Source organism: Gramella sp. AN32 (genome assembly GCF_023718305.1).
Taxonomy (GTDB): Bacteria; Bacteroidota; Bacteroidia; order Flavobacteriales; family Flavobacteriaceae; genus Christiangramia; species Christiangramia antarctica.
Genome location: NZ_QEYO01000010.1, coordinates 75365 through 92294, shown reverse-complemented (window position 1 = coordinate 92294; position 16930 = coordinate 75365). Strand labels below are relative to the sequence as shown.

The window sequence follows — 16930 nt, the reverse complement described above, 5'->3', positions numbered from 1 at the left end:
CGGATCTCTCCGGGATTGATTATATAAAACTAATATTGATTAGTGATCTTCATGGTTCTGCATTTCGGCTTCTTTTTTAGCCTTCTCTTTCATTTCTTCATTTGCCACAATGGCTAGCTCCACACGTCTGTTTTTAGCCCTGCCTTCAGCGGTGGTATTGTCATATTTTGGTTGAGCTTCCCCATACCATTTAGTGGTAAACCTACCTTTACTGATTCCATTATCTACTAAATATCCTGTCACTGCCTGGGCCCTGTTTTTAGATAAGGTAAGGTTGTAACTTTCAGAACCTGTATCATCTGTATGTCCTTCTACCAGAATATTGGAATCTGGGTATTCTTTAAAGATATCAGCCAGGGTTTTTAAAGTTGCCTGAGATTTAGCGTTGATATTGTATTTCTCAGTATCAAAGTAGACACCACTAGTTTCGTCAAAGGTTACGTTAATACCTTCACCAACTCTTTCAACTTCAGCTCCGGGAATTTCTTCCTCGATCTTCTTGGCCTGCTCATCCATGCGGTTACCAATAATCGCACCGGCAGTACCACCAACAACACCACCAATGATCGCTCCTAATGCAGAATTACCTTTTCCTACGTTATTACCAATCACTCCGCCTATCACGGCTCCACCAGTAGTACCAATCACCGCGCCTTTTTGTTTGTTATTTGCATTTCTGGTCGCTTCACAACCGAACAATAGCACGGAAGCAAATAAAATGGCAAACATTCTGTTTATTACAAGTTTCATAAGTATCTAAGTTTAATTTGTTATTTAGTAAAATTCATTCTAATGGTAAATGGAGATCCATCCAGACTTACTGTTTGTTCCCAAACCATATTATTTTCAGTTACAGATTGAAGGTTCAATCTAAATCCCTGGTTTCCGGTCGTAGATTTATATTTTTCATCTGTTGGTTTTAGAAGAAAATCATATTCACCCGTGGGTGTATTTTCTTCATCTATAGACCAAATAAAATTATTTGTGGTAGCATCACAACCAGTACCACTTACATTATACGTGCCACGGTTATTATTGGAAACAAAATTCCAGGTGCTTCCCTGAAAACATGAGGCTGTGGCCTCGTTAAACAAAGTTACATTAAAGTTTCCTGGATTATTGGGGTAAGTTATACTGGTTAAGGTCCACTCACCATCAAAAGTTTTACGTGCCTCTTTCGCAACTTTGGTAGTAGAACCACAAGAAACAATGAAGAGCGCAAGCGTAATTAAAAGTGCAATTTTTTTCATGATAGATTTGATTTTAAATTAAAAAATCCAATATGTTTTATGTTCAAACAAAACATATTGGACAGGTATGACTTTTTTAAATATTATCTTCTAAATAATCTGCTAAGCAGTGAAATTACCAATAAGACTAAGAAGATATAAAAAATGATCTTCGCAATGTCTGCAAAACCTTCAGCAAGTCCACCAAAACCAAATATGGCGGCTACTAAAGCGATGATCAGAAAAATAACAATGAGACGTATCATAATATTAAATTTTAATTGATTAGTTGAATCTAAATTACACCAGCACCACAGCTTCAACAAAAGATTATTAATACTTTAACAACGAGTTTGTTAAGAAATCTTAAAAAGTTTAATCAAATCACAAATCCTTATTAATACTGCATTAGCTCCTCTAATCTCTCTTTAAATCTGGATTTGGGTAAATAGTTTTTCTCAAGGTTTGCGGCAAATGGAATTGGAGTTTCCATACTCCCTACTCTAAATACGGGGGCATCCAGTTTTTCAAAACAATTTTCATTGATTATAGCTGCGATTTCAGAGGCAAAACTACCCATTAGGGAATCCTCTGTCAGAATAATAGCTTTCCCGGTTTTATTAACAGAATCTATAATGCTTTGTATATCCAAAGGTTGAAGGGACCGAAGATCAATAAGATCCACATTTTCCAAATTTAGCTGTGCAATAGTCTCTAAAGCCCAATGCACTCCTGCGCCATAGGTTATAATGCTAATATCGTTCCCTTTTTTAATTAAACTGGCCTTGCCAAAAGGAATGGTAAAATAATCTTTTGGAACATCCTGGCGGATACTTCTATATAAAGCCTTATGCTCAAAGAAAAGTACCGGGTTGGGATCATTAAAAGCAGTATTTAGCAATCCTTTCGCATCGTAGGGAAATGCAGGATATACCACTTTTAAGCCGGGGGTTTTTAGAAACCAGGCTTCGTTGGTCTGGCTGTGAAACGGACCGGCTCCTACACCACCACCACAGGGCATGCGGATTACCACATCTGCATTCTGGTTCCAGCGATAATTTACTTTGGCGAGGTAATTCACGATAGGATTAAAACCTGTACTTACAAAATCTCCAAATTGCATCTCCACCATTGCTTTCATGCCGTTGATGGACAAACCCATAGCCGCGCCTATAATTGCCGACTCACATATGGGCGTATTCCTAATACGATCTTTGCCAAATTTTTCGAGAAAACTCTCTGTAATTTTAAAAGCCCCACCATATTCCGCGATATCCTGCCCCATAAAAACCAGGTTCTCATGTTTTAATAAAGATTGCTTTAAAGCATCTGAAATCGCGTCTATAAAACGAACGTTTTCTATTTCTAAATTTTCTTCAACTACCTGATATTCAAATTCTTTATAAACATCATTTAACTCTTCTATTTCATTAAAATTTACCAGATTTTCAGTAAAAGCAATATCCAGGCCTTCATTTATTTCCGAAGAAATTTCTGCCCGAAATTCTTTTTCCTGGTTCGAAGAAAGGATATTTTCAAATTTTAAAAATTTCTGAAAATTTTCAAGTGGATCTTTTTCCTCCCATTCTTTCATTAAATTTTCGGGAACATATTTAGTTCCACTGGCCTCCTCATGACCACGCATTCTAAAGGTTTTAAACTCCAACAATACAGGTCTTGGATTTTCACGAATATCCCTGGCGATTTCAGAAACCTTTGCGTAAACCTCCAGAATATTATTCCCATCGATAATATGTGCATCCATTCCATAACCCGGGCCACGATCTGCCAGATCTTTACATTTATACTGTTCTGCCGTAGGAGTAGAAAGTCCGTAACCATTATTTTCGATACAGAACAAAACCGGAAGATCCCATACGGCGGCGATATTCAATGCCTCGTGAAAATCACCTTCGCTGGTACCGCCTTCTCCGGTAAATACAGCGGTTACTTTCTTTTCTTTCCTTATTTTATTTGCCAGGGCGATTCCATCGGCCACTCCTAACTGCGGACCCAAATGTGAGATCATGCCCACAATTTTATATTCCTGAGTGCCAAAATGAAAACTGCGGTCCCTGCCTTTGGTAAAGCCGGAAGCTTTGCCCTGCCATTGGGCGAAAAGACGGGAAAGGGGTATATTCCTGCTTGTAAAAACGCCAAGATTTCGATGCATGGGAAGAATATATTCATCTTCATTTAAAGCTTTGGTAACTCCAATTGAAATGGCCTCCTGCCCAATGCCGCTAAACCATTTGGAAATCTTGCCCTGTCTTAACAGAATAAGCATCTTTTCTTCCACCATCCTTGGCTTCAGCATAGATTTATATAGATCCAGAAGTGTTTCCTTACCCAGATCAAAATTTGAATAATCGATCCTGCTTTTTTTAGAGCTTTTAAAGAGCATACAAATTAATTTTCCTCTCAAATGTAACCAATTTTATATATTGCCAAGAAAATTATAAACGCTTAGTGAATCCCCTATTTTTGGTTAACTTTGTGTGTTTACATACATAAAACAGTCACAAAATGGCAATGAAAAATATCCCTAGTGTTGATCTGGCCGACTTCCTTTCAGATGATCCACAAAGAAAAGAGAAATTTGTAAATGAGATTGGGAAAGCCTATGAAGAGATAGGATTTGTAGCTCTAAAAAACCACTTTTTGAGCGAGAATCTGGTTGAAGAACTTTATAAAGAAGTAAAATCTTTTTTTGAATTGCCCTTAGAGACCAAGCAAAAATATGAAATTGAAGGGCTGGCAGGACAACGGGGTTATATTTCCTTCGGGAAAGAACATGCAAAAGGTAAAAAAGAAGGCGATTTAAAGGAATTCTGGCATTTTGGCCAGGAACCTTCAGCAGATGCAAATCTATCAGACAGCTATCCTGAAAATGTAAAAGTTTCAGAATTAAAAGATTTCAACCATGTGGGAATGGAAGCTTACCGGATGCTGGAAAAAACCGGGATATACGTGTTAAGGGCGTTGGCGATCTATATTGGCTTAGATGAGCATTATTTTGATCATTGGGCGAGTAATGGAAATAGTATCCTTCGTCCTATTCATTATCCTCCTATTCAGGAAGAACCTAAAGGTGCGGTTAGGGCCGGGGAACATGGCGATATCAATTTAATCACCCTTCTAATGGGTGCTTCTACCGGAGGACTTCAGGTTTTAAGAAAAGATGGTGAGTGGATTGATGCAATCCCTCAGGAAGATGAATTGGTTATCAACGTTGGTGATATGCTGGAAAGGCTTACCAATAATAAATTACGGTCTACCATTCACAGGGTTATCAATCCCCCAAAGGAGGAGTGGGGAAAACCAAGATACTCGATTCCTTTCTTTATGCATCCCAGAAGTGATATGCGATTGGATTGTCTCGATGAATGTATGGATGAAGATCATCCAAAACAATATGAAGATATTTCCGCAGGAGAATTTTTGAATCAGCGTCTTATAGAGATAGGTCTGGCTAAAAAATAATTATGGCAAAAAAGAAACTGGGACTGGAGGATTTAGGCGGATTTGTTTTTTCCACAAACGATGATTTTGATGAAAATACGTATGCTGAAGATACCCATAAGGATTATTTGAAACCAGAAGAACAAAGGCTGGAAGCTCACTTTAGCAATAAAGGACGTGGAGGGAAGACTGTTACTATCATAAAAGGTTTTGAAGGTACCGAAGAAGATCTAATCAGTCTGGGAAAACTACTCAAGAAAAAATGCGGAGTGGGTGGTTCTACCAAAGATGGCGAAATAATTATTCAGGGAGATGATCGCGAAAAAATTATGCAGCTTTTAAAAAATGAAGGATATAACGTAAAACGTATTGGAGGATAACTTTAATACGTTTTTTTAAATCAAAGAAGTTTTATGGATAAAAGTACCCTGCATATCGTAAACGGAGACAGCCTTGCTTCTCAAATGAATGAATTAAATCTGGAAGGAAAAGTCATTATTTGGAGGGAATTACTTTGTGAAGGGCCAACCAGGAAAACGATTGATGCAGAATTCTTCAGCCAGCGGAAAAAATTTCTATATGAAACCTACGAAATTAGTGATCAGCATTATGAAGATCGGTTTATTTCAGAAATTGAAAAGTTAAGGGATTACAATGATTATGATAAAGTGGTCCTCTGGTTTGAGTTCGACCTTTTTTGTCATTTAAATATGCTGGCGGCAATTAATTTTATTGGGGAAAATAAAGAAAATGTTCCCGTTTCATTGGTATGTAGCCGGAAGTTAAAAGGAGAAAAAGAGTTAAAACCTTTATCCCAGTTAAGTTTAAAGGAACTTTCCAATCATTTTGATAACCGGATTGAATTGAATGAGGATGACCTTGAAATTGCCCGTTTAATATGGGAGCTGTACTGCGGAAATAATCCCTTGAAATTAAAACCGCTGATAAAAACAAAATCGAATTTTGAATATTTATCCAGTTGTATCAGGGCGCATGTAGAGCGTTTTCCGAATACGGAAACAGGGATTAACAGCTTGGAAAGAAATATTCTGAAACTTATTCAAAATCAAAACATCTGCAATAGAAATCACCTGTTAGGTTATTCTTTGGAATATCAGGGATATTACGGTTATAGTGATCACCAGATGCAACGCCTTTTAAATAAACTTGAAATGTTTTATGAAGTGCAGCCAAATAAAATTGAATTGACCGAAAGCGGTCAACAGGTGCTTAATGCCAAGAAAAATTTTTATAGAACCCTGAAAAATGAAGAATATTTTGGTGGGGCAAAAATGTATGATTTTCTTTATGATTCTGAATCGCACCGTTTATTAAAATTATAGAATGAGTTTCAAACCTTCAGAACTTATACTTAACAGTGATGGTTCTATTTACCACCTAAATTTATTTCCCGAGGAGCTTGCTCCAACTGTTATTACCGTAGGTGATCCTGAACGAGTCACCCAAATCTCGAAACTTTTTGACCGCATTGAATTAAAAAAACAAAAACGCGAATTCACCATTCACACCGGGGAATATTCGGGTAAACGCATTACCGTGATGTCTACGGGGATGGGAACCGATAATATTGATATCGCCTTTACAGAATTAGACGCTTTGGTGAATATCGATCTAAAAAAAAAGGAAATCAAAGAAGAGCTTACTAGTCTTGAAATTATAAGAATTGGTACCACAGGTTCTATTCGAAATGAAATTCCTGTTGATTCGTTCCTGGTGAGTGAAAAAGCAATAGGTTTCGACGGACTCATGCATTTCTACAATGCTTCAGCCTTTCTTGACGAATCTTTTGCCCATGCTTTTATTGAGCAAACGCAATGGTCTTCTAAAAAAGCAAAACCTTATGTAGTTCAAGGCGATCAGGATTTAATCCAAAAAATGAGTTCTTCCCAAACAATTCCCGGTTTTACTGCTACAAATATTGGTTTTTACGGTCCGCAGGGCCGGGTTTTAAGACTTTCCTTAGCAGATGAAAAAATGAATGAGCGATTAAATAAATTCGCTTTTAACGGCCAGGTGATCACCAATCTGGAAATGGAAACCAGTGGGATTTATGGAATGTCCAAACTACTGGGCCATAAAGCCGTTTCTATGAATGCCGTTGTAGCTAATCGGGAAACTGGTGAATTTTCAAAGGATCCCGGTAAACTTATGGAGAATCTTATTCAATATTCATTGGAAAAACTGGTTAGCTAGCCAGCCTTATTTAACAATTAATTAATTACATCCCCACCCTGGTCTTTGTATTTTTGAAGTAAACTGAAAATTCCATGCCGCAACCTAATGATGACCGTTTTAGACATAGAGATCTAAACTGGCTGAGTTTTAATGAAAGGGTTCTTCAGGAAGCCGCAGACAAACTAAATCCACTTTACGAAAGGATTCGATTTTTAGCGATCTTTTCCTCCAATCTTGATGAATATTTTCGGGTTCGTGTTTCCCAACTTCGGCAGATTAAACGGGTAAAGAAAAGTATCAGGAAAAAACTTGCCCTCCGCCCTTCTAAAATCACCAAAGAAATTATCGAAGAAGTAAAAAATCAGCAAAATAAATTCGGCGAGATCTATAATAATGAAATCATCCCGGAACTTGCTGAAAATGGTATTTTTATTCTGGACTGTGAGCACTTTAAAAAAGCGCATATCAAATTTGTTGAATCCTACTATGAAAACAAGATCAAAGAGCATATTAACCCGATTTTCCTGGATTTAAATAATGAGAATGAATTGTTTCTGGAAAATTCAGTGCTGTATTTTTTGATCAGTTTTGAAAATGAAGATGAACTCGCTGTTGTAAATATCCCGGTGAAGGAATGTGGCAGATTTTTAATGATGGAAGGCGTTAAAGGCGAAAACAATATTACGTATACCGATGAAATCCTTAGGCATGAAGCCCATAAATTATTTCCGAAGAAAAAGATCACCGGTATTTATGAAATAAAGTTGTCCAGAGATGCTGAATTATATCTTGATGATATTTATACCGGGGTTTTAGCTGAAAAGATTTACGAATCGCTGCAACAAAGAACCGATGGGCAACCCACGCGTCTTCTCTATGATGCGGCCATGCCCAAGGAAATTCAGAAGAAAATTAGAAAACTGCTGAAATTGGGCAAAATTGATATGATGCCTGGCGGTAAGTATCATAATTTCAAAGATTTCTTTTCTTTCCCTGACCCTACAAATAATAAAAAATTACAATATGAAAAACTTCCTGCACTTCCCCATAAAACCCTGGAAAAGAGCAAGGATTACTTTAAAGTAATCGCGAAAAAAGACCAGTCCCTGCATTTTCCTTATATGTCTTTTAGTTACGTGGAAAGGTTTGTAGAGCAGGCCGCCAAGGATCCGGAGGTTACCGAGATCAAAATTTCCCTTTATCGGGTGGCTGATGAATCAGACCTTACCTCTTCCCTAATGAAAGCGCTGGAAAATGGAAAACAAGTAACCGTATTTGTGGAAGCGAAAGCAAGGTTCGATGAAAAGAACAATATTACCTGGGGTAGAAAATTCGAAGAAAAAGGGGCCAATGTTATTTATAGCTTTCCAAAAGTGAAAGTACATTCCAAAATTCTATTGGTCTGCAGGCAGGAAGGTGATGAATTAATGCGTTATAGCTATATAGGAACCGGAAACTTCAATAGTAAAACTTCTGAAATTTATTGCGATCACGCCATTTTTTCAGCGAATAAAAATATTACCAAAGAACTGCACCGGCTTTTTAAAGTGCTTGAAGGCGAACTTATTATTCCGCGGGAAAAAAACTTATTGATCTCTCCATTTTCCACCAGGCAGGAATTTATGAAGCTTATCTTTAATGAAATTGAAAATGCCCGGGATGGTAAAAAAGCGAAGATCACGGCGAAGATGAACAGTCTCGAAGATGATGAAATGATTGAGCTGTTATATAAAGCCAGCCAGGCCGGAGTGAAAATCAGGCTCCTTATTCGGGGCTTTACCTGTCTTATTCCGGGAATTAAAGGTTTGAGCGAAAATATTTATATTACCAGCGTAGTTGATAGATTTTTAGAACATGGTAGGATTTATATTTTTGAAAATGGTGGTGAGGAAGTGATGTTCTATGGTAGTGCAGACTGGATGAACCGTAACCTGGAAAGAAGAATTGAAGTGATTTCCCCAATCCTGGATAAAGATATTCAGAAAGAGTTCAAGGAGATTCTCGAGATCCAGTTAAAAGATAATGTGAAGGCGAGAATTCAGGATGCTGAAGAAAAAAATGAATATGTAAAAAGAAAGCCGAAAGAAAAGAAAATTCGCTCTCAATATGCGATTTATGATTATCTGAAAGAAAAACATACCACATGAAGACGATTCGAGTAGCCGGTGTCCCGGAACATTTTAATTTACCCTGGCATATTGCTAATGAAAATAATCATTTTAGTGATGCAGGTATCAATTTGGAATGGATCGATGTGCCACAGGGAACCGGAGCTATGTGTAGGGCTTTGAGGGAAAACCATACAGATGTCGCTGTAATTTTAACTGAAGGTATTACCCGTGATATTATCAATGGTAACGAATCCAGGATTATTCAAAATTTTATTAAAAGTCCGTTAATCTGGGGAATCCATGTCGCAGCTGGATCTGAATTTACCAAACTTGCAGACTTAGAAAATACAAAAGCCGCGATAAGTCGTAAAGGAAGCGGTTCGCATTTGATGGCTTATGTAAATGCCGAAAATGAAGGCTGGAATATTGATGACCTGCAATTTGAAATCGTCAATAATCTGGATGGTGCGATTAAGGCTTTACAAAATAATACTGCGCAATATTTTATGTGGGAACATTTTACCACTAAACCACTGGTTGATAATGGAACTTTTAGAAGGCTTGGCGATTGCCCTACCCCGTGGCCCTGCTTTGTGATCGCTGCGAGAAAGAATTTTATTAAAAATGAACCGGAAGCTTTAAAAAGAGTGCTTTCAATATTAAATGCTGAAAGCAGGAATTTTAAGAACAAAACTGGTGTTGTGGGATTATTGGCAAAACGTTACGGACAAAAAATGGAAGATATCCGTAAATGGTTGAAAATCACTGAATGGAGCCAACAGCAGATTTCTAAGCAAGATATTTACAAAGTCCAGGAACAATTAATGCGCTTAAAACTTATTGATCGAAAAGTTGACTATCTGGATATTATTCATAATTTGGCTTAAATTTTAGATCTAAGCTTTATGAAAAAGATTCTTGCCCTTTTGCTAATTTCAATTATCACTCACTCAGTTACATCCCAGGAAGAAACCGATAAGTCAGAAATAAAAGACAATGAATACGGTAGAAATGAATTAAGTATAAATGCCTTTAATCTGGTAGCTTTTGGAATCGTTGATATCACCTATGAACGAATAATCAACGCAAATTCTACCTGGGCGGTTGAAGGTTTTCTCTATCTTAAAAATGAGGAATATGCTGATGGAGCCTATTATAAAGACCTGTCGCTTACCGGGAAATATAAGCACTTTTTTAGTTCCAAATATGCACGCGGATTTTATGTCCATGGTTTTGGCATGTTATCCTCCGGGAATTATAATTACAATTATTATTACGATTATGATACCGGCATAGAAACCAGAGATAGCGATGATTATACCGACTTTGCTATTGGTTTTGGATTAGGCGGCAAATTTGTTTCTTCAGGAGGATTCCTTTTGGATGTTAGTGCCGGTATTGGAAGGAACTTACTTCATGATAATTCTCCGGAAATTGTTGGTCAGTTTATGGTGAACCTGGGTTATAGGTTCTAAATTACCACTCAATAGGTGTTTTTTCATTTTCCGCTAAATACTCGTTTGTTTTACTGAAGTGCTTATTGCCAAACCAGTAGCCACGATTGGCACTTAAAGGTGAAGGATGCCCGCTGGATAAAACCAGATGTTTGGAAGTATCGATCAATTTTGTTTTTTTCTTGGCATATCCACCCCACAGTAAAAAAACTACATGTTCTTTTCGATCACTAATCAGTTTTATTACTTCATCGGTAAAGATTTCCCAGCCTTTATTTTGATGTGATCCAGCCTGGTGTGCACGCACAGTTAAGGTGGCATTCAGCAATAAAACTCCCTGATTTGCCCAGCGTTCAAGATTCCCGGATTTTGGGATAGGATTACCGAGGTCATTTTCAATTTCCTTAAAAATATTCATAAGCGAAGGAGGCGTGGCCACACCATCATGCACCGAAAAACACAAGCCGTTTGCCTGGCCAATTCCATGATAGGGATCCTGGCCCAGGATGACCACCTTGGTATTCTCAAAAATAGAATGATCAAAAGCTGAAAATATTTCTTTTCCCGGAGGAAAACATTTAAATTCAGTGTACTCATTTTTTACAAAAGCGGTAAGATTTTTGAAATATTCCTTTTTAAACTCTGTTTCCAGTTCTTTTTTCCAGCTTGGATGTATCCTTACGTTCATGAGATTAATTAACTTTGTAATGCCTCAAAAGTAGGAAAAATTATATGATTAAAATAAGCCCCAAGAGCCTGGAAGATCTCGAATTTCCCGAAGTACGACAGCAGGTTAGCGAGTTATGCGTTACCGGATTGGGGAAGGAGAAAGCTTTGGGGATAGAACCTTATCCCTCGGGAAATGAAACAGTTTTTGGTCTTAAGCAAACCCATGAATATGTAAGCTCTAAGAATCAGGAAAAACCTATTCCCAACCATGGTTTTGAAAATATCTCTCAGGAAATCAAACTTTTAGGTCTGGAAGGCGCGGTAGTAGAAATTTCCGGATTCAGAAAAATTTCTGCCATTACTGAAATGGTGAATGCGCATTTAAAATATTTTCAGAAGCATGGGGAAATTTATCCTACCCTCAAAAAAACGGTAAGCCATCTTGATTTTGACACGCATTTATCTGATAAGATCAACGCTATAATTGACAAATTTGGGGAAATGAAAGAAGATGCCTCTCCCCTTCTACAAAATATCCGCCGAAGCATTAACTCGGTAAAAGGCCAGATCAATTCAAGTTTTAATGCTGCGCTTACTACCAATAATTCCTATGGATATTTAGACGAAATTAGGGAAAGTGTTGTGGAAAATGTTCGTGTACTGGCCGTTAAATCTATGTACCGCCGCAAGGTAAAGGGCGGGATTTTAGGTAATAGTAAAACCGGAAGTATTGTTTATATCCAGCCCGAGGCAACACATCATTATACCAGGGAACTAAATAATCTTGAATACGAGGAGAGAGAAGAAATAAAAAGGATCTTAAAAGAGCTTACCGAATTTTCCAGGCCATACAGGGAAATTTTGATTGAATATCAGGAATTATTAAGTGATTTTGATGTGATCGCAGCAAAATCAAAATATGCTGAAAAGATCAATGGAATACTTCCAAAACTCTCGAAAAACAGGGAACTTCAGCTAATAGATGCCTATCATCCACTACTATATATTAGTAATAAAAAGAAAGGTGAAAAAACATTTCCGCAAAGTATTTCCTTAAAACAGGATAACCGGATTATGGTGATTTCCGGTCCCAATGCCGGTGGAAAATCGATCACGCTTAAAACCGTAGGTCTGTTACAGGTGATGCTCCAAAGTGGAATGCTTATACCTGTTCATGAATATAGCAGCATGTGTTTCTTTAGAAAGGTCTTGACCGATATTGGGGATAATCAATCCATTGAAAATCATTTGAGCACCTATAGTTACAGGCTGAAAAATATGAATCGTTTTCTGCGGAAATGTGACGATAAAACGCTTTTTTTAATAGATGAATTTGGTACAGGAAGCGATCCTGAATTGGGAGGGGCTTTAGCTGAAACATTTTTGGAAGTTTTCTATGAAAAAGGAAGCTACGGAATCCTAACCACGCATTACGCAAATCTTAAAAAACTGGCCGGGGAATTACCGGAAATGAGCAATGCCAATATGATGTTTGACAGCCAAACACTTGAACCTGTTTATAAACTTCAGGCAGGGGAAGCCGGCAGCTCGTTTACCTTCGAAGTTGCCCAAAAAAATGGGATCCCTTACAGCCTTATCAATAGATCGAAGAAAAAGGTAGAGCGGGGCAAGATCCTCTTTGATAGAAGTATTGCCAAATTACAAAAAGAGCGCTCAGACCTTCGAAAAACAACCGACTCTCTAAAAGAAAAAGAACAAAAAGCCTCGAAAGAACAGGATAAATTAAATCTGATTAATTCTAAAATTCAGCAGAAACTGGAGAGTTATCAGGAATTATATGATGCGAATCAGCGGCTGGTATATCTCGGCCAGAAAGTTGATGATCTTAGTGAAAAGTACTTTCAAAATAAGAAAAAGAGCGATTTAATTGGGGAGCTTTTAAAACTGGTGGAAATTGAAAATTCCAAACGAAAAAAAGAAAACACCAAACAAGTAAAGGCCAAAAAGGCTAAAGAGCGACAATTAAAAGATGAAGTTGAAAAAAAGATCGCTCCAATTAGACAAGAGAAGGTTGAAAAGAAGAAAAAAGATCAGGAAATAAAGCAAAAAGAAGCCAATAAACCGAAACAAAAATTAAAAATTGGTGATCGGGTAAGGTTGGAAGACGGTAAGGCTGTAGGCTCTATTGATTCCCTTGAAAAAGGCAAAGCCATTGTAAATTATGGTATTTTTACAACGTCGGTTGGGGTGGAGCAACTGGAACTTGTGCAATCTGCAAAAAAATAGTGATGGAACTTACGGGTAAAAAAATTGTCTTATTTGACGGGGTTTGTAATTTGTGCAATAGCGCTATTCAGACAATCATTAAACACGATAAAAATGATATTTTTAGGTTTGCATCCCTACAAAGTGAGTTTGGAAAAAAAATGCTCGAAGAGCGAAACCTTGATCCTGAAGAACTGGATTCTATTGTTTTAATTGAACCCGGAGTGGCTTATTATAAAAAATCCACTGCTGCTTTGGAAATAAGCCGCGATTTATCCGGAGGTTATAAATCGCTAAAAAATCTGCTGTTCCTACCGGAGGGCATTCGGGATGGGGTCTACGATTTCGTTGCCAAAAATCGTTACAAATGGTACGGCAAAAAAGATCAGTGCATGATCCCTAGCCCGGAGTTGAAAGCCAAATTTATAGATTAAATCTTTTCCGAAGAAGTTTCTACAACTTCCTCATTATTTTCGGGATGATAATCGTCATCCCATTCTTTCACATTTGGAGGGCCCATCATATCTACCGATTTTCCTACCATTAGGGATACGGCGGCATCACCGGTAACATTTACAACGGTTCTACACATATCTAAAGGTCTGTCTACCGCAAAGATCAAAGCTAAACCAGCTTCAGGGATTCCTGCCTGGGCAAGCACGATCACCAACATAACCATTCCGGCGCCGGGTACCGCAGCTGAACCTATCGAGGCTAAAGTAGCCGTAGCAATAATTCCTAACTGTGCTCCTATGGAGAGATCCATTCCAAATGCCTGGGCGATAAAAACTGCCGCAACCGCCTGATAAAGACTGGTTCCATCCATATTGATCGTGGCACCAATGGGAAGGACAAAACTGGTAACTTCCTTACTTACCCCCATATGTTCTTCCACCCTTTCCATAGTTACAGGCAAAGTTGCTGCACTGGAACTTGTTGAGAAAGCCAGTAGTTGTGCAGGTGCAATTCCGTTGATAAAAAAAGACGGAGTATTTTTGGTAAAAACCCATACCAGTAAAATATACACCCCAATCATTATAGCTAAACCTATAAGCACTGTTAAGGCATACATGGCAAGAGCTGCAAATAGATCGGCGCTGGGGGATTCTACGACTAAGGCCGCTAATAACGCGAAAACACCGTAGGGTGCAGCAAGCATAATCAAATCGATCATCTTCAGGATCACCTCATTAAAACCATCAAAGAAATCTTTAACCGGTTTTGCCGTTTTTTCAGGGATTAGAATAAGGCCAATTCCGAAGAAAATAGCAAAGAAAATAACCTGTAACATATTGGAATTATCGCTGGCAGCACCAAAGATATTGCTGGGAACAAGATCTTCCAAAGCCTGCAAAGGCCCGGCATCTTTCTGTTTTTGCGCATCTGAAATCCTCACATTGGCATCTCCTTCATAACTGGTGATCAAATCGCTACGGGTTTCATCAGAAATTGTTTTTCCCGGGGCTATGACATTTACCAGGACCAGGCCAATTGAAACTGCAATTACCGTTGTACAGATATAGGTTAGGATTGTACGGGTTCCCATTTTGGATAGCTTGGAAATATCCTTAAGGTCTGAAATCCCTTTTATTAAAGAAGCCAGGATCAATGGGACGGCAATTAGTTTAAGCGCATTGATAAATATGTTTCCGAAAGGCTTAATCCAGTCACTGATAAAATCTGATCCCCATGAAAAATTTGTCATAATCAGGGCAAAGATGATCCCGGCAGCCATTCCTAATAAAATCTGCCAGTGCAGTGCTATTTTTTTCATGCTTAGTTTTCTGAAATTAAATTTTTGAAGCTTTATTCTGAAGAAAATAATCGGCTATTACCAGTGCCGCCATCGCTTCTACAATAGGAACGGCCCTTGGAACCACACAGGGATCATGTCTCCCTTTGCCCTGCATTTCTACTTCTTCCCCGGCAGCATTGATGGTCGTTTGTTTTTGCATTAATGTGGCGACAGGTTTGAAGGCCACTTTAAAATAAATATCCATCCCATTGGAAATGCCTCCCTGGATACCGCCACTTAAATTGGTTTTGGTAGAACCATCTGTATTAAAATGATCGTTATGATCACTTCCCCGCATTTTTGTGCCTTCAAATCCGCTGCCATATTCAAAGCCTTTCACAGCGTTGATGGAAAGCATGGCCTTGCCTAATTCAGCATGAAGTTTATCGAAGACAGGTTCGCCCAGGCCTTTAGGGACATTTTTGATCACACAGCTCACCACACCACCTACAGTATCCCCATCTCCCCTAACCTCTTTTATAAACGATTCCATTTTCGCAGCAGTTTCAGCATCCGGGCAGCGCACGGGATTTTTTTCTGTTTCTGAAAAGTCTATTTCGTGAAGCTTTTTATGTAATTCAATTTCACCAACTGCGGAAACATACGCGTTAAATTTCAAATCTGAAAGTACTTGTTTGGCAATTGCTCCGGCCACTACCCTACAGGCTGTTTCGCGTGCTGATGACCTGCCCCCGCCGCGATAATCGCGCACCCCGTATTTTTCATCATAGGTATAATCGGCATGGGAAGGCCGGTAGGCATCCTTAATATGAGAATAGTCTTTAGATTTTTGATTGGCATTTTTAATGGCGAAACCAATAGGGGTTCCCGTAGTTACACCTTCAAAAATTCCCGAATAAAATTCAACCGTATCCGGCTCTTTCCGTTGGGTTACGATTGCAGACTGGCCGGGTCTCCGCCTATCCAGATCATTTTGAATACTCTCCAGATCCAGCTTTAAGCCGGCAGGACAACCATCGATTATACCACCAATTGCTACTCCGTGAGATTCACCAAAAGTGGTGAGTTTAAAGATTTTACCAAAGGAATTTCCTGCCATTTAAGCGATTTTGAACAAATGTAATTTTTTAAGGACAGATTTAAAAATTGAAATCCATTTAATATATACTTCACAAGTATCAGTAAAATACCGTAAGGCAGTTTAAAATTAATCTGCCTGATTTTTAATTTTTCTCCACGAGTTTTTGAATTCTATTTACCAATTCATCAATATCGAATGGTTTAGGCAGAAAGTCAATCGCGCCTGCTTCCAGGCACTCTTCTTCAGCATCGCGCATAGCAGACATCATAATGATAGGAATATGGCCCAAATTTGGATCGCTTTTTAGTTGCTTACAGATCTCCGTTCCATTGGTATTGGAAATAAATTTATCCAGCAGAATAAGGTCGATCTCTTTTCCTTCAGTAAATTCATGCAAATTTGCAGGATCTGTTAAAATATAGGAGAAGTGGTCCCTAAACTCCAAAACATCCTGAAGCATTTGACCAATCGCTTTATCATCATCAATAATCAGAATTTTTGCCATAATCAAGTTAAGTAGGTTACTTGTTGTAAATTTAAAAATTCTTCTTTAGGGGACAGGTTAAAAAAATGAAAGTTATTTTTTGATTCTCCGTAAAGTATCATAAAGGGATAAAAAACGTCATTCTACCCTGAAATCGAGGATCCGACGGAGTCAAATAAAATTACCATTGACGTATTTTAAGTTATTTGCGTAATATAGAGTAATATAGACCCTGAAACCAGTTCAGGGTGACGATACTGAT

The 16930-nt window shown here is 38.2% G+C and carries 17 protein-coding genes; 9 read left to right on the top strand and 8 right to left on the bottom strand.

Annotated features, from left to right (window positions below; translation table 11 throughout):
- Positions 1 to 39: 39 nt before the first annotated feature.
- From DHD80_RS12360 to DHD80_RS12345, 4 genes are all read right to left on the bottom strand, one after another.
- On the bottom strand, positions 40 to 750 hold the full coding sequence (locus tag DHD80_RS12360) for an OmpA family protein (protein ID WP_251741518.1): 711 nt from the start codon (positions 748 to 750) through the stop codon (positions 40 to 42).
- Between the two features lie 20 nt (positions 751 to 770).
- Positions 771 to 1250 (bottom strand): lipocalin family protein, encoded by a 480-nt coding sequence (locus tag DHD80_RS12355; protein ID WP_251741516.1) that lies wholly within the window; start codon positions 1248 to 1250, stop codon positions 771 to 773.
- A gap of 83 nt (positions 1251 to 1333) precedes the next feature.
- Entirely contained in the window at positions 1334 to 1495 is a 162-nt protein-coding gene (locus tag DHD80_RS12350) for a DUF1328 domain-containing protein (RefSeq protein ID WP_251741514.1), read from the bottom strand.
- A 131-nt stretch (positions 1496 to 1626) separates the two neighbouring features.
- Positions 1627 to 3546, bottom strand: coding sequence for a dehydrogenase E1 component subunit alpha/beta (locus DHD80_RS12345; RefSeq protein ID WP_251741661.1), 1920 nt, complete (start codon positions 3544 to 3546; stop codon positions 1627 to 1629).
- 215 nt (positions 3547 to 3761) lie between these two features.
- On the opposite strand from DHD80_RS12345, the gene DHD80_RS12340 reads away from it, so the two are divergent.
- The 7 genes from DHD80_RS12340 to DHD80_RS12310 all read left to right on the top strand — a co-directional run bounded on the left by DHD80_RS12340 (position 3762) and on the right by DHD80_RS12310 (position 10473).
- Positions 3762 to 4712 carry a 2-oxoglutarate and iron-dependent oxygenase domain-containing protein gene (locus DHD80_RS12340; RefSeq protein WP_251741660.1) on the top strand — a complete coding sequence of 317 codons (951 nt, stop codon included), beginning with the start codon at positions 3762 to 3764 and terminating at the stop codon, positions 4710 to 4712.
- Between the two features lie 2 nt (positions 4713 to 4714).
- Positions 4715 to 5071, top strand: a complete 357-nt coding sequence (locus tag DHD80_RS12335; RefSeq protein WP_251741511.1) for a translation initiation factor — start codon at positions 4715 to 4717, stop codon at positions 5069 to 5071.
- A gap of 33 nt (positions 5072 to 5104) precedes the next feature.
- The gene (locus tag DHD80_RS12330; RefSeq protein ID WP_251741509.1) at positions 5105 to 6034 is read left to right on the top strand and encodes a DUF1835 domain-containing protein; all 930 of its coding nucleotides are present in this window, start codon (positions 5105 to 5107) and stop codon (positions 6032 to 6034) included.
- A 1-nt stretch (position 6035) separates the two neighbouring features.
- Entirely contained in the window at positions 6036 to 6905 is an 870-nt protein-coding gene (locus DHD80_RS12325) for a nucleoside phosphorylase (RefSeq protein ID WP_251741507.1), read from the top strand.
- A gap of 74 nt (positions 6906 to 6979) precedes the next feature.
- A complete protein-coding gene (ppk1, locus tag DHD80_RS12320; RefSeq protein WP_251741505.1) occupies positions 6980 to 9034 on the top strand; it encodes a polyphosphate kinase 1 in 2055 nt (684 codons plus the stop codon).
- Complete coding sequence (locus DHD80_RS12315) at positions 9031 to 9885, top strand: substrate-binding domain-containing protein (RefSeq protein WP_251741503.1); 855 nt, start codon at positions 9031 to 9033, stop codon at positions 9883 to 9885. The genes ppk1 and DHD80_RS12315 overlap by 4 nt, the downstream gene beginning before the upstream one ends.
- Before the next feature lie 18 nt (positions 9886 to 9903).
- Positions 9904 to 10473 (top strand): hypothetical protein, encoded by a 570-nt coding sequence (locus DHD80_RS12310; protein ID WP_251741500.1) that lies wholly within the window; start codon positions 9904 to 9906, stop codon positions 10471 to 10473.
- A gap of 1 nt (position 10474) precedes the next feature.
- Here the strand turns inward: DHD80_RS12310 and DHD80_RS12305 are convergent, their stop codons facing one another.
- A complete protein-coding gene (locus tag DHD80_RS12305; protein ID WP_251741499.1) occupies positions 10475 to 11140 on the bottom strand; it encodes a uracil-DNA glycosylase in 666 nt (221 codons plus the stop codon).
- A gap of 44 nt (positions 11141 to 11184) precedes the next feature.
- Here DHD80_RS12305 and DHD80_RS12300 point away from each other — a divergent pair, with 44 nt between their 5' ends.
- Together DHD80_RS12300 and DHD80_RS12295 are read left to right on the top strand one after the other, a co-directional pair.
- Entirely contained in the window at positions 11185 to 13368 is a 2184-nt protein-coding gene (locus tag DHD80_RS12300) for a DNA mismatch repair protein MutS (protein WP_251741497.1), read from the top strand.
- Positions 13369 to 13370: 2 nt separating this feature from the next.
- Positions 13371 to 13781 carry a thiol-disulfide oxidoreductase DCC family protein gene (locus DHD80_RS12295; RefSeq protein ID WP_251741496.1) on the top strand — a complete coding sequence of 137 codons (411 nt, stop codon included), beginning with the start codon at positions 13371 to 13373 and terminating at the stop codon, positions 13779 to 13781.
- On the opposite strand, the gene DHD80_RS12290 is transcribed toward DHD80_RS12295, so the two are convergent.
- The 3 genes from DHD80_RS12290 to DHD80_RS12280 all read right to left on the bottom strand — a co-directional run bounded on the left by DHD80_RS12290 (position 13778) and on the right by DHD80_RS12280 (position 16689).
- Positions 13778 to 15121, bottom strand: coding sequence for a dicarboxylate/amino acid:cation symporter (locus tag DHD80_RS12290; protein ID WP_251741494.1), 1344 nt, complete (start codon positions 15119 to 15121; stop codon positions 13778 to 13780). The genes DHD80_RS12295 and DHD80_RS12290 overlap by 4 nt on opposite strands.
- Before the next feature lie 16 nt (positions 15122 to 15137).
- The gene (aroC, locus tag DHD80_RS12285) at positions 15138 to 16202 is read right to left on the bottom strand and encodes a chorismate synthase (RefSeq protein ID WP_251741493.1); all 1065 of its coding nucleotides are present in this window, start codon (positions 16200 to 16202) and stop codon (positions 15138 to 15140) included.
- Positions 16203 to 16326: 124 nt separating this feature from the next.
- Entirely contained in the window at positions 16327 to 16689 is a 363-nt protein-coding gene (locus DHD80_RS12280) for a response regulator (RefSeq protein WP_251741491.1), read from the bottom strand.
- Positions 16690 to 16930: the final 241 nt, after the last annotated feature.